This is a genomic window from Roseburia sp. AF15-21 (assembly GCF_003479505.1).
GTDB lineage: Bacteria > Bacillota > Clostridia > Lachnospirales > Lachnospiraceae > Roseburia_C > Roseburia_C amylophila.
Genome location: NZ_QUHG01000013.1, coordinates 37,421 through 52,967 on the forward strand (window position 1 = coordinate 37,421; position 15,547 = coordinate 52,967).

Sequence of the window (15,547 nt, forward strand, 5' to 3'; positions counted from 1 at the left end):
TCATGTATAAAATAAATAATTTTAAGCGTATAAAATTTATCAGGTGCAGTACCGGAAAGTCCGGTCGGTAAGTATTCTTGCAAAAATAAGTCCCAGCGGCAGGGCGATAATAATCATTATGGCAATGGAGAACCAGGAAACCGCTTCCGTTAAGGACATAATGCCAAAGTTATAGAAGGAGCGGTAAAGATATAGTCCCGGAACCATAATTACAATGGAAGGTACGGTTAAAGAGATTCGCGGATATCCATTGTTTTTCTTAATAAAGGATGCCAGCAGACCGGCGGTCAGTGAACCGATAAAGGCAGCAGCAACGGCTGGAATTCCGGTAAAGTCAACCAGTTCCAGACGTAAGGTATTGGCAACGGAGCCAATCAGTGCAGCAGTAGCTGCCATGGGAATGGAACTGTTAAACATAATAGAGAATCCAAATACGCCGCAGAAGCTTGCAATTAACCGCAGAACCAGCCGTGAAACATCACTGAGATTTACAGAGGTAAAGTCCTGAGGCTGAAGTCTAAGCAGCATTGCCATAATCCAGGCAAACATGGTAGCCACAAGAACAATGATGATGGAATAGGTCAGCCGCTCCAGTCCGGAACGAAGATCCAGTTTCGCAAGGTCAATGCCGCTTGTGATAAATGGAAAGCCCGGGATAATAAACAACATGGAGCAGATGTATCCGGCTTCATGGACTGCCGGAACATGGAAAAAAATTTCGGCAGCCTTTAAGCAGATGGCATACATAAGGCAGGCGGCGGAAATAGAGACCGCAATATTTAAAAACAGCGTAAAATGATGTTTGATTAATTTGGTCCGGATGACATTTCCGATACCGGCTGCAATAAATGCCAGAATCATTTCCACAGGGCCTCCGCCCAGAAGAAAAGTAAATGCGCAACAGGCTAAGGCTGCCGCAAGTCCCAGTTTGGCGGGAGAATAAAGGGCGTGGATTTTTTCGATTTCATCCAGCCGCTTATGGATTTCCTCGCCGGTTAAATGGGCTTCTTCCTTTGGAAAGCTTTCTACGAATTGTTCCATGCGGTAAAGTTTGGAGGTGTTGACGCCGGTATTGGCGATGCTTAAGGACTGGGAGACACAGTCCTTTCCATCAAAGCAGTTAAATTCGATGGACATAAGACCTACATCTACCGTACAGGTAACTCCCAGTTCCTTTGACAGCTTATTCATGGAAGTACGGACACGCCAGGCTCCGGTTCCACAGGATAACATGATTAATCCCACACGTCCGATGACCGAGGCTTTTTCAATCAGTCCCGCCTGGGTAATCAGTACGTTGCTGTCATCACTGGCATAATCATGCCAGGGTATTTCCATATGATTTTTTTCCATAATATCAATATATGAAGTAGTGGAAGATGCACTCTTATTCATAAATAATCGCCTCAGCTTTGGCAATATGCCGTTCCAGATTCTTTAAAAAAATGGAATTTGGAAGGAAAATGCCGATTTCATCATATTTTTCATCATGTTCCATAAGAGAATCCTGTCCGTAGAAGACAAATGCCATTGGAAGCTCTTTCTCTAATTTCAGTACAAGGTCGAAGATTGCAGAGTAGGCTTCCGCTTCAGTCTCCTTCTGCTTTATGGTATCCGGAAGCTCCCGGATGAGAAGCACCCCATGGCTGCGTTCTAAGACAAGCTGTCCAATGGTATCTTCACCGGTATAAGCGTGGCTGTACCGGTATGCCTGGGAAAAATACATATTCTTTGGTTCCCCTAAATCGCGGTAACTCTCAAGAAAATGCTGATAATCCTTATTGTGAATATCGCCACAATACTTTGGCAGAAGTCTGCCGGTATCATCGGTCATAATTATCGGATTTTCTTTTCCATCTGCGTTGAAACGGTAGGGAATCAGATAGGAATTCCTCAGTAAATCGAATAGGGTATTCCGGCAGATAGCCATAAGAAATGCCGATAAATCTTTATTTTGATAAGCATCAAAAAGAGCTTCTGAAAAATCCTGTGAAGAAAGAGAAGAATCAAATTCATCATTACAGAATAAATAATTGCAAAAAGTTTCCTGAAGTCTTTCACAGGCCCATGGGTCATGCAAAATCTTTTCAAATAAAACGTCTGCTCTTTCTTCACGAGGGAAAAATGTTGAATTTTTCATAGAAAATATGCGCTTCCTTTCTGCTTTATAGCATTCGTAAAGAGCTGCCGGTGGCAGCTCCTTGTAGGGTTTGGGTGGAGAAATGTAAAGGGGTTGTTTCCCTTAATTTCGGATTGATTATACTATTGCATTGGGAATAAGTAAAAGCTATAATTGATATAGTAGAAATAATAAATTGATATGGTGAAAATGTATGGATATAAATTTTGAATATTATAAGATTTTTTATTATGTGGCAAAATACAGTAATTTTACCAGGGCTGCCAATGCCCTTGGCAACAGTCAGCCTAATATCACAAGGGCAATGAACGGGCTGGAGCAGCAGCTTCACTGTACGCTTTTTGTCAGGACAAACCGTGGGGTACAGTTGACGCCGGAAGGGGAGAAGCTGTATACCCATGTGTCGGCAGCCATGTCGCATCTCTGGGCGGCAGAAGAGGAACTGGCAGACAGCAGTGGACTTGCCCATGGAAGCATTTCTATTGGAGCCAGCGAGACTGCCCTTAACATATTTCTTTTGGATAAGCTGAAAGATTTCCATATGAAATATCCGGGAATCCGGTTGAAAATTTATAATCATTCAACACCTCAGGCAATTGAGGCAGTAAAGAGCGGACAGATAGATTTTGCAGTAGTGTCTGCACCGGCAGAAGTAGAGCAGCCACTAAAAAAAGTTAATCTGCGGACATTCCGGGAGGTACTGGTGGGTGGAACAACATTTACCGCACTGGGCAGTCAGGAGCTTTCCCTAAAGGATTTAAAGGATTATCCGTTAATCTGTCTGGGAAAAGAAACCATGACATTTCAGTTTTATAATAAGCTGTTTTTGTCTTATGGGCTGGCACTGGAGCCGGATACAGAGACAGCAACCACAGATCAGATACTGCCACTGGTAAAGAGTGAGCTTGGTCTGGCTTTCATCCCGGAACCGATGGCAAGAGAGGCCATTGAAAAACATGAAATCGTACAGATTTCTCTTTCGGAGACGATTCCAAAAAGAAATATCTGTATGGTATACGACAGTCAGCATCCTTTAAATGAGGCGGCGCGTCAGTTAAGAAAAGTCATTTTAGAAAGCAGGTGAGCATATGACACTTCAGCAGTTACGCTATATTACAACCGTGGCAGATACCGGAACCATCACGGAGGCGGCGAAGAAATTATACATTTCCCAGCCCAGCCTTACCAACGCCATCCATGAGCTGGAAAAGGAGATGGACATTACCATTTTTAATCGGACGAATAAGGGAATCTTTATTTCCAGGGAAGGGGAAGAATTCTTAGGATATGCAAGGCAGGTATTGGAGCAGACCACCATCTTAGAGGATAAATATAAGAAAAACGGTGGCGGAAAAAAGCAGTTTTGCGTATCAACCCAGCATTACTCTTTTGCGGTAAATGCCTTTGTGGAGCTGGTAAAAAAATACGGGCAGGAGGAATATGATTTCAGCCTGCGGGAGACCCAGACCTATAAGTTAATCGAAGATGTAGCGCAAATGAGAAGTGAAATCGGAATCCTTTTCTTAAATGATTTCAATGAAAAAGTGATTATGAAAATATTGAAATCCTCCGATTTGGAATTTCATCTGTTATTTGTGGCAGAACCCCATGTTTTCATCAGCAGGCATCATCCGCTGGCGAAGAAGAAAATCATAACCAATGAGGAACTGGCAGATTATCCGTATCTTTCCTATGAACAGGGGGAACACAATTCCTTTTATTTCTCGGAAGAAATTTTCTCCTCTTTTGAGCGGAAGAAAAATATCCGCGTCAGTGACCGGGCGACCTTATTTAATCTTCTGATTGGTTTAAATGGTTACACAGTGTGCAGCGGAATCATTGACCAGAAATTAAATGGCGAAGATATTATTGCAGTGCCGCTGGCAGATGAAGGTGATATGAGAATCGGATATGTGACCCACCGGAAGGGAATGATAAGCCGGTTAGGGGAAACCTACCTTGAGGCATTAAAGAAATATATTACAGGAGAACAAAGAATATGAGCCAAAGAAAGTAATTTTCCAATCAAAAAATGGACTGGTCATAGGTTAAAACTATGGACAACATTTATTTTTATGTATTTTTCAGAATGAGGAACTCCAATTATAATGAGGGAAATCAATTCACAGGAAATGGAGAAAATCAGAATGAAGAATTTAACAACACCGTTCCGATACGATTATGTAGGAAGTTTTTTACGTCCGGAAAAATTAAAGAAAGCCCGTGCTGACTTTGAAGCAGGGAAAATTACCAGAGAGCAGTTAAAAGAGGTAGAGGATGCCTGTATTTTAGAACTGGTCGCAAAGATAAAGGAGCTTGGATACCATGTGATTACCGATGGGGAGTTCCGCAGAGCCACCTGGCATCTGGACTTTATGTGGGGATTCGATGGAATCGAGCATAAGAAGACTGTAGATGGAAATACAACCTTTGACGGCGAAGCAGCAATGATAGATGACACTTTCATGGTGGGAAAGATTTCCATAAAGAATCATCCATTCGTTGAGCATTTCAAATTTGTAAAAGCACTGGAAGATGAGAATACCATAGCAAAGCAGACCGTTCCATCTCCAGCCCAGTTCTATGCTTATTTCACCGGCGCAGAGCTTTTGGATACAACCCTTGAAATTTATGGAACAGAAGAAGCTTTTGCAGAGGATGTCATCAGGGCATATGGAGAATTTATCGAGGAAATCTATGCAGCAGGCTGCAGAAATCTTCAGTTCGATGACTGTGTATGGGGTGGACTGGTAAATCCGAAGCTTGCCGTTGCACTGACCGGAAGAAGAGGCGAAGCATTGGAAGAATATAAGAAGGTTATCCTTGCACTAAATAATAAGGTAGTAGAAGAGGCACCGGCTGATCTGACCATCAACACCCATGTATGCCGTGGAAATTATCATTCTACTTTCTTCAGCTCCGGCGCATATGACGGAGTAGCAGAGTTGTTATTCGGAGAGGAGAATGTCAATGCTTATTATCTGGAATATGATGATGAGCGTTCCGGTGGTTTCGCACCGCTGGCAAAAATAACCGATAATAAGAAGGTGGTATTAGGACTTGTTACCACCAAGACACCGAAGCTTGAAGACAAGCAGTCAGTCATTGCAAGAATAAAAGAAGCGTCCAAATATGTTCCGTTGGAAAATCTCTATTTAAGTCCACAGTGTGGATTTGCCTCCTGCGAAATCGGTAACAAGCTTACGGAAGAAGAACAGTGGGCGAAACTGAAGTTTGTTAAGGAAATCGCAGAAGAGGTCTGGTGATATATGCTCTAAGTGACTTCTTAATCATGATTTTGTCATGGTTAGTGAAGCAGTCACTTAGAGCATTTTCATTTCAGGAGGTACAGCCATGAGAAACGAAAAAATCACCCCACTGTACGAGCGTTTGAGCCGCGACGATGAGTTACAGGGCGAGAGCAATTCCATATCCAACCAAAAGCAGATGTTAGAGGATTTTGCCCGCCGGAACGGGCTGCCCAACCCTACGCACTTTACCGATGATGGTATCTCAGGCACCCGTTTTGACCGCCCCGGATTTTTGGCGATGATGGAGGAAGTGGAGGCAGGGCGTGTAGAGGCAATCGTCATCAAGGACATGAGCCGGTTGGGGCGCGACTATCTAAAGGTCGGTCAGGTCATGGAGGTTTTGCGGCAGCGCGGAGTTCGGCTGATTGCGATCAATGACGGTGTGGACAGTCTGAAAGGCGATGACGATTTTACCCCGTTCCGCAACATTATGAATGAATTTTACGCCCGTGATACCAGCCGGAAAATCCGCTCTATGTTTAAGTCAAAAGGCATGAGTGGCAAGCACCTGACCGGCACTGTGATTTACGGCTACTTATGGGACGAAAAACGGGAGCATTGGCTGGTAGATGAGGAAGCTGCCGAAGTGGTACGCCGTATATTCTCCCTCACGCTGGAGGGATATGGGCCTTACCAGATCGCCTGCAAATTATCCACAGACCGGATTGAAATTCCTGTCGTACAGCTTGCCCGCTTCAACGAGGGTGTGAACCGTTCAAAGCCGGTCAAAGACCCCTATGGATGGGGATCATCTACCATCGTGAACATTTTGAAAAAACGAGAGTATTTGGGGCATACCATCAATTTCAAGACCCGCAAGCACTTTAAGGACAAGAAAAGCCACTATGTTTCTGAGGACGAATGGACGATCTTTGAGAATACCCATGAAGCCATTATCGACCAGCAGACCTTTGATCTGGTGCAAAAAATCCGCAGCAATGTACGGCGTTATCCAAACGGCTGGGGCGAAGCGGCTCCCCTCACAGGTTTGCTCTATTGTGCCGATTGCGGCGGCAAGATGTATGTCCACCGCACCAACAATGGCAGGCGGATTTCTCAATATACCTGTTCCAATTATACCAAAGTTCCGTGTGGGACACTATGCCCTACACAACACCGTATCAATGAGAGTGCTGTCCTGACATTGGTTTCTGACACGCTCCGGGCTATCGCTGAATATTCCAGAAATGACCGGACGGAATTTATCCACACCGTTCAGGAAATGCAGGTTGCTCAACAGAGTGCCGATATATCGAAAAAGCGCAGGCGTCTGGCTACTGCTCAAAAGAGAGCCGGAGAACTGGAAAAACTGATTTGCAAAATCTATGAGGACAACGCCCTCGGCAAGCTGCCGGATGCACGATATAAGGCGCTTGATACACAGTATGCCAAAGAGCAGGATGCACTTGAGATTGAAATTGCAGAGCTGGAAAAGGCTGTTACCGGCTACGAGCAAAGCCAGAAATCAGCGGAGAAATTTATAGCCCTGATTGATAAATACGAGAATTTTGACACGCTGACAAACACCATGCTCAACGAGTTTGTAGAGAAAATCCTTGTCCACGAACGCGCACGAAAAGGCAGTCAGGACACCACGCAGGAAATTGAAATCTACTTCAATTTTTTAGGACGCTATATCCCACCATCCTTACAGCCGGTTCCTTTAACCCCGGAGGAACAGGAAGAATTGCGAAAAAAAGAAGAACGCAAGGACAGGCTCCATCAGAACTATTTGAAACGAAAAGCCAGCGGCGCACAGAAACGGTATGAGGACAAAATCAAGGCGCAGAAAAAAGCGGAAATGGACGCTAAGAAAGCCCTGATCCGGGCTGAGGATATGAAAAAAGGTGTTTTTTCTACTATCGGTTAGCTGCCGAAAGAAGAACCGCGCAAAGGCAGCATAGCAGCCAGCGCAGCAGTCTAATCATCACGAAGCAAAGGAGAATGAAAATGAGTAAGTTGACTTACATTCGTTGTGGAGATTATGATATACCCAACCTAAAACTTTCTGAACAGCCGGAAACTTCTATCGGCAAGTACGGCAGGATGAGAAAATCCTACCTAAAGAAACATCGCCCCATTCTCTACAACCAACTGCTGATGAGCGAGAAGCTGTATCCACACCTGTTAGAGATTGACCGGACAGCGCAGGAGCGCGTGGACACCATGTTGCCTCACATGATGGAAGTTGCGGGTGTCACGGAGGAACTGAAAGCCTGTGACCCTATGCGCTGGGTGGGGCTGATGAACACATTAACGGCACAGATTGAGGAAATTTTAATCAGGGAACTGATTTGCAGATGAATGGGAGGTGCGGGAAATGCTGACCTTTGAAAAGATTTTGAAAGTGTTTCAGGCATATCTGGATGATGATCCACTGTATGAGGTGGTTCAGACCAGCCACGGTTATACATTGATGGCATGGGAACCCCACCGGAATGACTGGTACAGCGCTGAAATACAGAAAACCTCGGAGGATTTACGGAACGCTTTGTTGGGTACATACGCTAACTTTCTGGAAGATAAGATTACCGGAAATGACCGTGACCTGACTGCGACAGAAACCGCAGAAATCCAGCAGAGGTGCCGGGAACTTTGGGAAAAGTGCCGGGAAACTTGATATAGAAACGCCAGAAGGAGGCCGCGATTATGCGTCCTCCTTCTGCTTCGCAGTCTGTTCCATTTTGAGCGCCCCGTCTATGGCACCTTCGATAATCGGCAGGTATTCTTCAGGGCAAAGCTTCAGCTTGTGGCTGACCCGTTGCCGCTGTTCGCTTTCTTCTCGCATGATCTCCGGATTAAAATACCGTTCCACGGGAAGTCCGCAGACCTTAATCAACTGGATCATCACAGGCAGGCTCGGAATCGCACCTTGATTCTCAATGTTGGCAAGATACCGCCATTCAATCCCAACCATTTCTGCCACTGTTTTTCGTGCCAGATGCTTTGCCTCTCGTGCGGCTTTGACATCTGCGCCGAAGGTTTCAAAACCGGGACAATCTTCAACTTTCGCCATATAACATCACCCGGTTACATTGTATAATTCATACTTCGCCCGTGAAATGTTGCTATATGCAGGTTAGTTGAAGTTTATAATTCATATTCGCGCTTGCTTTGCAACACAGAGGTAACTTATAATTACAATAATCTTTCTAAATCTTGAGTTCTCCATAATAGATACATATTTCTTTGCTATAATTGAATGTTAGGAGGTAGACTTATGCAGAAAATTTTAGTTGTTGAAGATGATATTGACATTCAAGATATATTAAAAAACCATTTGACCGATGCAGGATATGAGGTTGTGATTGCTGACGATGGTGTAGACGGAATTGCAAAGTTTGATGATACCATTAGTCTTGTCCTGCTGGACATCATGCTACCCAAGATTGATGGCTATGGTGTATGTGAGGTCATTCGCCAAAAGTCGCAAGTTCCGATTATTATGCTTACTGCGCTCTCGGACGAAGAAAACCAACTAAAGGGGTTCAAACAGCAGATTGATGATTACATTCCCAAACCTTTTTCTCCCAAAATTCTGCTGTGCAAGATTGCAGCGATTCTTCGTCGTGGAACCGCTGAAAACAAAAAGCAATCCCTGCTTACCTATAAAGAGCTGAGTATGGATATTGAAGGATTCCATTTATATCACAGCGGCAGTGAAGTCATTTTAACCAGCAAAGAGTTTGCACTGCTCAGACTTATGTTGGAAAATCAAGGGAAAGTTTTTACCAGACAAATGTTGCTTGACCGGCTTTGGGACGATGACGCGTTTGTGGAAGATCGTATTGTAGATAGCCACATAAAAAATATACGAAAAAAGTTGGATGCCGATTATATAGAAACTATCAGAGGGGTGGGATATAGAATTGATAAGGAAAATTAGAACGAGCCTAACTGCTAAGCTCTTTTTATCTACAACTATTCTTTTGATTGCAGTGTGCTTGCTCTCTGTTTTTAGCATGGCGAGATATATTCCTCAAACTTATAGCAATCGTCTTAGTGCAGATTTGCAAAAGCAAGCAAATGATTTAGTGCCAGCATTGGAAAATGCGAATTCCTTAGATGAATGCTACTCGCTTGTTAGACAATTTGTAATACAGACCAATGCAACTGCTTACATTGAAGATGAGAATGGAAATATTTTATATTCAAGTGATGAACTGACAATAACAACAGACCAGGATTCGGTTGCTACAATTCAAGAACACTCTGATAGTGGAATAGTTACAGATGACAATTTACTATCAGAAGCAGGCTATGTGTTTACCTTATTAGGTAGTGAATATACCCTTTATGTCCAGAGTGATTTGGTGTCCATCAATCAAGCAACGGAAGCAATTTGGCAAACCATCCCACTTGTGATATTGGGAATTTTTTTGATGTCTATATTGTTTTCTGTAATTTATTCACGCTACATAACCAAACCAATTATCGAATTAAGCAGTACATCTAAAAAATTGGCTCGCCTTGATTTTGAACCGCACGGAAATTCTAATCGTTTGGATGAGATAGGAATACTATCAGACAGCTTGAATGTTCTGTCGGATAACTTGCAACTTACATTGACAGAACTAAAAAAAAGCAACTCAGAGTTGGAAGTGGAAATATTGAAAGAGCGAGAACTTGAACAAAAGCAGCAGGAATTCTTCTCGGCGGCGTCACATGAACTAAAAACTCCTTTGACAATATTGAAAGGTCATTTGCTGGGTATGCTCAACAAGGTTAAGGGATATGAAAACCATGAGTTGTATATGGAGCGGTCTCTGGCTGTTGTTGAGAAGATGGAAACATTAGTAAAAGAATTGCTATATGTATCTAAAACAGGCGGAAAGCAAAAATCTGAATATAGGACGATTGACTTTGCAGAACTTCTTCGGATACAAATAGCCGATGTATCAGATTTACTATCTGAAAAAGGAATATCTCTTGATGTGGATATTCCTGACAAACTTTTGTGTGAAGTAGATCCAGCACAGATGGAACGAGCCATTCAAAATGTTTTAGTAAATGCAATTCGCTATTCGCCAAATGGTGAAACGATTTGTATATCCTTGTCAAACGAGAAAAATACCGTTTACTGTGAAATTGAAAATACAGGTGTTCATATTCCAGAGGATATGGTTTCTCACTTGTTCGAAGCGTTTTATAGGGCAGATACCTCTCGCAATCGTAATACAGGAGAAACTGGATTAGGTCTTTATATCGTTCGCAAAATCATGGAATTGCACCATGCAAAATATGGTATCAAAAATTCAAGTAGCGGCGTGAAGTTTTGGTTTGAAATTCCGCAAAAAAGAAATGTTATCAGCTCCATCTAAACTCCACATTCCTTGCAAACTATATCCAAATCATTTTGTTATATTATAGCTGTCCTTAAAAGGGCAGCTATAATTTTTGAAAGTGAGGTAAAACAAAATGGTAAGAGTAAAGATGATGGGGGCATTGGCCCTAACAGCACTGATGGGATTGGGCGCAATAGGTCCCGTGAATGCGTTTGCAGAAGCTCGTGCACTAAATGCACCAGCGACCAAATCTACACCGCAAGAAACGGTTGCATCCATGACGGATAATTCGGATGGCGTTATGAGTTATAAGGATAAAGCGAGTGGCAAAAACTTTGTCAGTGAGGACAACGGCGCAACCTGGGTGTCTGAAGAAGATTATGAAAGCAGCCATCCCACAATTAACTACGACTGGTGGACCTATGATGAGTACAAAGAATGGCTGGAACTGGAAAAGAAAAATCTTCAAGAAATGGCGGATGAGCACACAATGGTTGAAACCAGCGAAGGTCGTTTCGAGTGGACACAGGAAATGACAGATCAGTGTATTGCTGAATATGAGCAAACCTTAAATGACATCAAAAACGGACTTCTCGTATCTAAATCCGTGGATGGAGATACTGAGTGCATGACAACTTTCAGTCCTAATTGGGTTAGCACTACTGCCGATTAACAGCGTACAAAAGTTGATTTAGACGCTGCCGCACGACGGCAAAAGAAAAAAAGCCGTCGTACAGCAGACACATTTTCACGCGCCCATGAAGCGGCGGCTTTGATTTTCAGAGCCGCCGTTTCTTTGTATCTTATACAAATAAACCACCTGCTATGCAGGTGTGTCCACAGATGCTTTAGCTTACAGTAAAAAACCCCCAATGTTATACTAAGTACAGGTTCGCCAACCGTACTTAAGACAAAGGAGGTATCCTAAATGGATGTTAATAGTTTAGCACATACAAAGTGGAATTGTAAGTATCATATTGTATTTGCACCAAAATACAGAAGAAAGATTGCATATGGAAAGTTGAAACAAGATATAGCAAATATATTAAGTATGCTGTGTAAAAGAAAGAATGTAAAAATTGTTGAGGCTGAAATATGCCCAGACCATGTGCATATGTTGGTTGAATTGCCGCCGAATATAAGTGTATCGAGCTTTATGGGATATTTAAAAGGAAAAAGCACATTAATGATATTTGAAAGGCATGCAAATTTGAAATATAAATATGGAAATCGACATTTCTGGTGTAGAGGATATTATGTGGACACAGTAGGAAAAAATGCAAAGAAGATACAAGAGTATATTCAAAATCAATTAAAAGATGATTTAGAATATGATCAAATGACACTGAAAGAGTATATAGACCCGTTTACGGGTGAGCCGGTAAAAACAAGCAAATAAAAGGAGCCCTTTAGGGCTAAGCAAGTAAATGATGTTGCGGCTGGCGGATCTTTTCGATGGGTCTTTAGACCCCAGTGCCGGTAACAGCCCCTTCTAGGGGCAGAACAAACCACCGGCTAAGCCGGTGGTTGTGATTGTGAATTTGATTAAAAAGTCCTTGACAATTTGTCTCTGGGAAGCTTAAAAAATCATTACCACAATTCCAAGAATTACCAGGATGACACCGGTAACCCGGTTCAGTGTCTTTGGGGTGGCTTTATTGGCAAAGACAGCAGCAATTCTTGCCCAGATTAAGGTAAATACAATGCACAGAACCCAGACGGTGACGTTCGGCAGTCCGCCGATGGCAAAATGGGAAAGGGCACCGGTAAGTGCGGTAAAGGTCATAATAAATACACTGGTGCCAACAGCAGTTTTCAGTTCATATCCAAGTACAGAGGTCAGGATTAAAAGCATCATCATGCCGCCTCCGGCACCAACAAAGCCGCAGATAAAGCCAATCAGCACACCACAGATTATGGACTGGATGGCACGTTTCTTTGCAGAAACGGCAGACATGGATTCTTTCGTGGTCATAACCGGTTTTACGATAAATTTGATTCCTAACAGAAAGGTCATGAAAACGGAAAAGTTACCCATTGTGGCAGAAGGAACAAGGCTTGAAACATAGCTTCCTACTACGGTGAAAAGCAATACGCTGACCATCATAATCAGACCGTTTTTAATATCGAGGTTCTTATGCTTTCCATATGTATAGGCAGAAATGGCACTTGCCAAAACATCGGAAGAAAGCGCAATGCCGACTGCCATATATGGGTCAATGCCTAGAAAATGAATAAGCAGCGGACTGATGACAGCAGCGGCACTCATGCCGGCAAAACCGGTTCCAAGTCCGGCACCCATGCCTGCAAAAAAAGTAACAAAAATCGTAGTTAATAAATCCATTTTAGGATACCTCCTCTAAAATCATATCCAGCGTTGTCTCCATCTGTGCCATTCCTTTAAAAAAGGCATCTTTCGTGGCATCATCCAGATCGGCAATCAGCCGGTCGGCAAAATCCTGCTGCAGAGCCTGTCCCTTTTTTATAACAGGGGCAGCTTTTTTCGTACATAGAAGCTGTGTCTTCCGGCGGTCGCCGGCAACCTCTTTGCGGCTGAGATAACCGTCTTTCACCAGCCGGTCTACATTGACAGAGACCAGATTTGCCTTAATCTGGCGCACTTCAACTATATCTCTGGCAGTTGAATATTCCGGATTATTTCCTAAAAACATCAAAATATCAAAAGCCGTCTGCGGCAGATGCAGCGACTGGCACAAAGGCTTACATACTGCAGTGTAGGCAGCAGACATTTTTCTTGCAAATGCAATACCTGTATTCATATAAGAGTCCTCCTGATGAAAATACTTCAAAATGAAATAGTTCAAAAATGAAATAATTATTTTGATGGTATACTAGCACCGGAAGGAAAAAATGTAAAGTGAGCTGGAAAAAATTTTATAAAAAGTTTATGATATAGTGAGCGCAAGCGAGCCATAGGGAGCCTGCTCACTTTTGGCGAACGGCGAATATTGATCATGGGATGGTTTTGCACATGATATAATGAACGCAAGCAGGAAGAATGCGAGGAAATACAATGAACAAGCAGGAAATTTATGAATACCTGAGTCAACAGCATATCTGGTACGAAGTGACAGAGCATAAAGCTGTTTATAATATGGAAGATTTATCAGATGTGGAAATTCCTTATCCACAGGCAGATGCCAAGAATCTTTTTGTACGTGATAATAAGAAGCAGAATTATTATCTGATTACAGTGCGAGGGAACCAGAGGGTAGATTTAAAGGCATTTCGAAAGGCAAATGGAACGCGTCCGTTAAGTTTTGCCTCGGAAGAAGATTTAACTGAGAAAATGGGACTGCAGCCTGGTTCGGTAACGCCGCTTGGAGTACTCAACGATGAAACCTGCAGCGTGAAGGTATTTGTGGATGCTTATTTTCTGGAAAATGATGCATTGATTGGAGTACATCCCAACGAGAATACTGCTACTATATGGATGAAGACAGAGGATTTACTCCGTATCATCCGGGCGCATGGAAATGAAGTCCATTGTGTGTCGATGTAGAAAAAAATATCCGGAGAAATAGAGAGTTTTTAGATAATAATAGGGGAACGGAGAGAAGCAAGCCAAGTATTTTTATTCACATGTTATGGAATACAAAAAGGATAGACAGTTCATGAACCATCTATCCTTAAAATGCTTATTCTATACGGTTTTAAGATTAACCAAAGTATCTCTTTAACAGACCCTCAAAAGCTTTTCCGTGTCTTGCCTCGTCTCTGGCCATCTCATGAACTGTATCATGGATTGCGTCGAGGTTAGCAGCTTTGGCACGTTTTGCAAGGTCAAATTTACCAGCAGTAGCACCATTTTCTGCATCTACACGCATTTCCAGGTTCTTCTTTGTGCTGTCGGTTACAACTTCACCAAGCAGTTCTGCAAATTTTGCTGCATGTTCAGCCTCTTCAAAAGCTGCCTTCTCCCAGTAAAGTCCAATTTCCGGATATCCTTCTCTATGTGCAACTCTTGCCATTGCAAGGTACATTCCAACCTCAGAACATTCTCCTTCGAAGTTTGCTCTTAAATCAGCAATAATATCTTCTGGAGCACCCTGTGCTACACCAACTACATGCTCAGCAGCCCATGTCTTATCACCTGTCTGTTCTTTGAATTTCTCAGCCGGAGCTTTACATACCGGGCAGAACTCCGGAGCACTTTCACCTTCATAAACATAACCACATACTGTACAAACAAATTTTTTCATTTTAAAATCTCCTTTTCTTTTTATAATTGTATTTATATATCAATAATAGTAATTGTTACTGATATTAAATTAGCATAATTATTTTTAAATGTCAACTATTTTTTTTGAGACTTTCTGATTTTGTTTTTCTTTTTTATTTTCTGCAGAATTGGTTGATTTATCCAATAACTTTTTACATTCCGGACAAAGTCCGTAGAATCTGGTAATATGTCCCTCAATGAAACCGGAAAATTCTTCTGCAGCAATAACATTAATCAGATCAATGTTTTTCATTTTTAAATCGAGGACGGAATTACAGTTTGTACAGAAGAAGTGGTAATGAGGTTTCGGATTACCATCAAAGCGGTCCGGCCCATTTTCCGTTGAAATCTTTTGAATCTCGCCTAAATCTGCCAGGAGAGAGAGATTGCGGTATACCGTTCCCAGGCTGATGTTGGGATATTCCTGCCGGATATCGGAATAAACTGTTTCGGCAGTCGGATGGTCGGTACGTCCCATCAGATTATTCTTAATACTTTCCCGTTGTCGGCTAAATTTAATCATATATTCTCCTTAACAAATAATAATAATCGTTATTGATTTTAATAT

The 15,547-nt window shown here is 42.5% G+C and carries 18 protein-coding genes; 11 read left to right on the forward strand and 7 right to left on the reverse strand.

The features are described from left to right. Nucleotides 1-39: 39 nt before the first annotated feature. Together DWW33_RS14230 and DWW33_RS14235 are read right to left on the reverse strand one after the other, a co-directional pair. On the reverse strand, nucleotides 40-1,395 hold the full coding sequence (locus DWW33_RS14230; RefSeq protein WP_118639728.1) for a threonine/serine ThrE exporter family protein: 1,356 nt from the start codon (nucleotides 1,393-1,395) through the stop codon (nucleotides 40-42). Beyond that, the gene (locus DWW33_RS14235) at nucleotides 1,388-2,140 is read right to left on the reverse strand and encodes a DUF4866 domain-containing protein (protein WP_118639729.1); all 753 of its coding nucleotides are present in this window, start codon (nucleotides 2,138-2,140) and stop codon (nucleotides 1,388-1,390) included. The genes DWW33_RS14230 and DWW33_RS14235 overlap by 8 nt, the downstream gene beginning before the upstream one ends. Before the next feature lie 193 nt (nucleotides 2,141-2,333). Here DWW33_RS14235 and DWW33_RS14240 point away from each other — a divergent pair, with 193 nt between their 5' ends. From DWW33_RS14240 to DWW33_RS14265, 6 genes are all read left to right on the forward strand, one after another. Then, nucleotides 2,334-3,224 carry a LysR family transcriptional regulator gene (locus DWW33_RS14240; RefSeq protein ID WP_117697877.1) on the forward strand — a complete coding sequence of 297 codons (891 nt, stop codon included), beginning with the start codon at nucleotides 2,334-2,336 and terminating at the stop codon, nucleotides 3,222-3,224. Between the two features lie 4 nt (nucleotides 3,225-3,228). After that, nucleotides 3,229-4,143 (forward strand): LysR family transcriptional regulator, encoded by a 915-nt coding sequence (locus tag DWW33_RS14245; protein WP_118639730.1) that lies wholly within the window; start codon nucleotides 3,229-3,231, stop codon nucleotides 4,141-4,143. Nucleotides 4,144-4,287: 144 nt separating this feature from the next. Next, the gene (locus DWW33_RS14250) at nucleotides 4,288-5,406 is read left to right on the forward strand and encodes a 5-methyltetrahydropteroyltriglutamate--homocysteine S-methyltransferase (protein WP_118639746.1); all 1,119 of its coding nucleotides are present in this window, start codon (nucleotides 4,288-4,290) and stop codon (nucleotides 5,404-5,406) included. An 88-nt stretch (nucleotides 5,407-5,494) separates the two neighbouring features. Continuing rightward, nucleotides 5,495-7,321, forward strand: coding sequence for a recombinase family protein (locus DWW33_RS14255; RefSeq protein ID WP_118639731.1), 1,827 nt, complete (start codon nucleotides 5,495-5,497; stop codon nucleotides 7,319-7,321). A gap of 80 nt (nucleotides 7,322-7,401) precedes the next feature. Beyond that, nucleotides 7,402-7,755, forward strand: coding sequence for a TnpV protein (locus DWW33_RS14260; protein ID WP_117842098.1), 354 nt, complete (start codon nucleotides 7,402-7,404; stop codon nucleotides 7,753-7,755). A gap of 16 nt (nucleotides 7,756-7,771) precedes the next feature. Further along, nucleotides 7,772-8,071: a hypothetical protein gene (locus tag DWW33_RS14265; protein ID WP_118639732.1), complete on the forward strand. Its 300-nt coding sequence runs from the start codon at nucleotides 7,772-7,774 to the stop codon at nucleotides 8,069-8,071. Between the two features lie 27 nt (nucleotides 8,072-8,098). Here DWW33_RS14265 and DWW33_RS14270 read toward each other — a convergent pair whose 3' ends face one another. Beyond that, on the reverse strand, nucleotides 8,099-8,467 hold the full coding sequence (locus tag DWW33_RS14270) for a helix-turn-helix transcriptional regulator (protein WP_118639733.1): 369 nt from the start codon (nucleotides 8,465-8,467) through the stop codon (nucleotides 8,099-8,101). 204 nt (nucleotides 8,468-8,671) lie between these two features. Here DWW33_RS14270 and DWW33_RS14275 point away from each other — a divergent pair, with 204 nt between their 5' ends. The 4 genes from DWW33_RS14275 (at nucleotide 8,672) to tnpA (ending at nucleotide 12,135) form a co-directional block, all read left to right on the forward strand. Next, nucleotides 8,672-9,337 carry a response regulator transcription factor gene (locus DWW33_RS14275; RefSeq protein ID WP_117842095.1) on the forward strand — a complete coding sequence of 222 codons (666 nt, stop codon included), beginning with the start codon at nucleotides 8,672-8,674 and terminating at the stop codon, nucleotides 9,335-9,337. After that, entirely contained in the window at nucleotides 9,321-10,772 is a 1,452-nt protein-coding gene (locus DWW33_RS14280; protein ID WP_118639734.1) for a sensor histidine kinase, read from the forward strand. The genes DWW33_RS14275 and DWW33_RS14280 overlap by 17 nt, the downstream gene beginning before the upstream one ends. A gap of 97 nt (nucleotides 10,773-10,869) precedes the next feature. Beyond that, the gene (locus DWW33_RS14285; protein WP_117842093.1) at nucleotides 10,870-11,409 is read left to right on the forward strand and encodes a hypothetical protein; all 540 of its coding nucleotides are present in this window, start codon (nucleotides 10,870-10,872) and stop codon (nucleotides 11,407-11,409) included. 255 nt (nucleotides 11,410-11,664) lie between these two features. Next, a complete protein-coding gene (tnpA, locus tag DWW33_RS14290; RefSeq protein ID WP_117842092.1) occupies nucleotides 11,665-12,135 on the forward strand; it encodes an IS200/IS605 family transposase in 471 nt (156 codons plus the stop codon). A gap of 180 nt (nucleotides 12,136-12,315) precedes the next feature. On the opposite strand, the gene DWW33_RS14295 is transcribed toward tnpA, so the two are convergent. Next, on the reverse strand, nucleotides 12,316-13,080 hold the full coding sequence (locus DWW33_RS14295) for a sulfite exporter TauE/SafE family protein (protein WP_118088330.1): 765 nt from the start codon (nucleotides 13,078-13,080) through the stop codon (nucleotides 12,316-12,318). A 1-nt stretch (nucleotide 13,081) separates the two neighbouring features. Next, complete coding sequence (locus DWW33_RS14300; protein ID WP_117697874.1) at nucleotides 13,082-13,516, reverse strand: MarR family winged helix-turn-helix transcriptional regulator; 435 nt, start codon at nucleotides 13,514-13,516, stop codon at nucleotides 13,082-13,084. Nucleotides 13,517-13,770: 254 nt separating this feature from the next. On the opposite strand from DWW33_RS14300, the gene DWW33_RS14305 reads away from it, so the two are divergent. Continuing rightward, nucleotides 13,771-14,259: a prolyl-tRNA synthetase associated domain-containing protein gene (locus DWW33_RS14305; protein ID WP_118639747.1), complete on the forward strand. Its 489-nt coding sequence runs from the start codon at nucleotides 13,771-13,773 to the stop codon at nucleotides 14,257-14,259. 157 nt (nucleotides 14,260-14,416) lie between these two features. Here the strand turns inward: DWW33_RS14305 and DWW33_RS14310 are convergent, their stop codons facing one another. Both DWW33_RS14310 and DWW33_RS14315 read right to left on the reverse strand, forming a co-directional pair. Beyond that, nucleotides 14,417-14,959: an NADH peroxidase gene (locus tag DWW33_RS14310; protein ID WP_022244330.1), complete on the reverse strand. Its 543-nt coding sequence runs from the start codon at nucleotides 14,957-14,959 to the stop codon at nucleotides 14,417-14,419. A gap of 84 nt (nucleotides 14,960-15,043) precedes the next feature. Then, a complete protein-coding gene (locus DWW33_RS14315) occupies nucleotides 15,044-15,502 on the reverse strand; it encodes a Fur family transcriptional regulator (RefSeq protein WP_118639735.1) in 459 nt (152 codons plus the stop codon). Nucleotides 15,503-15,547 lie beyond the last annotated feature (45 nt).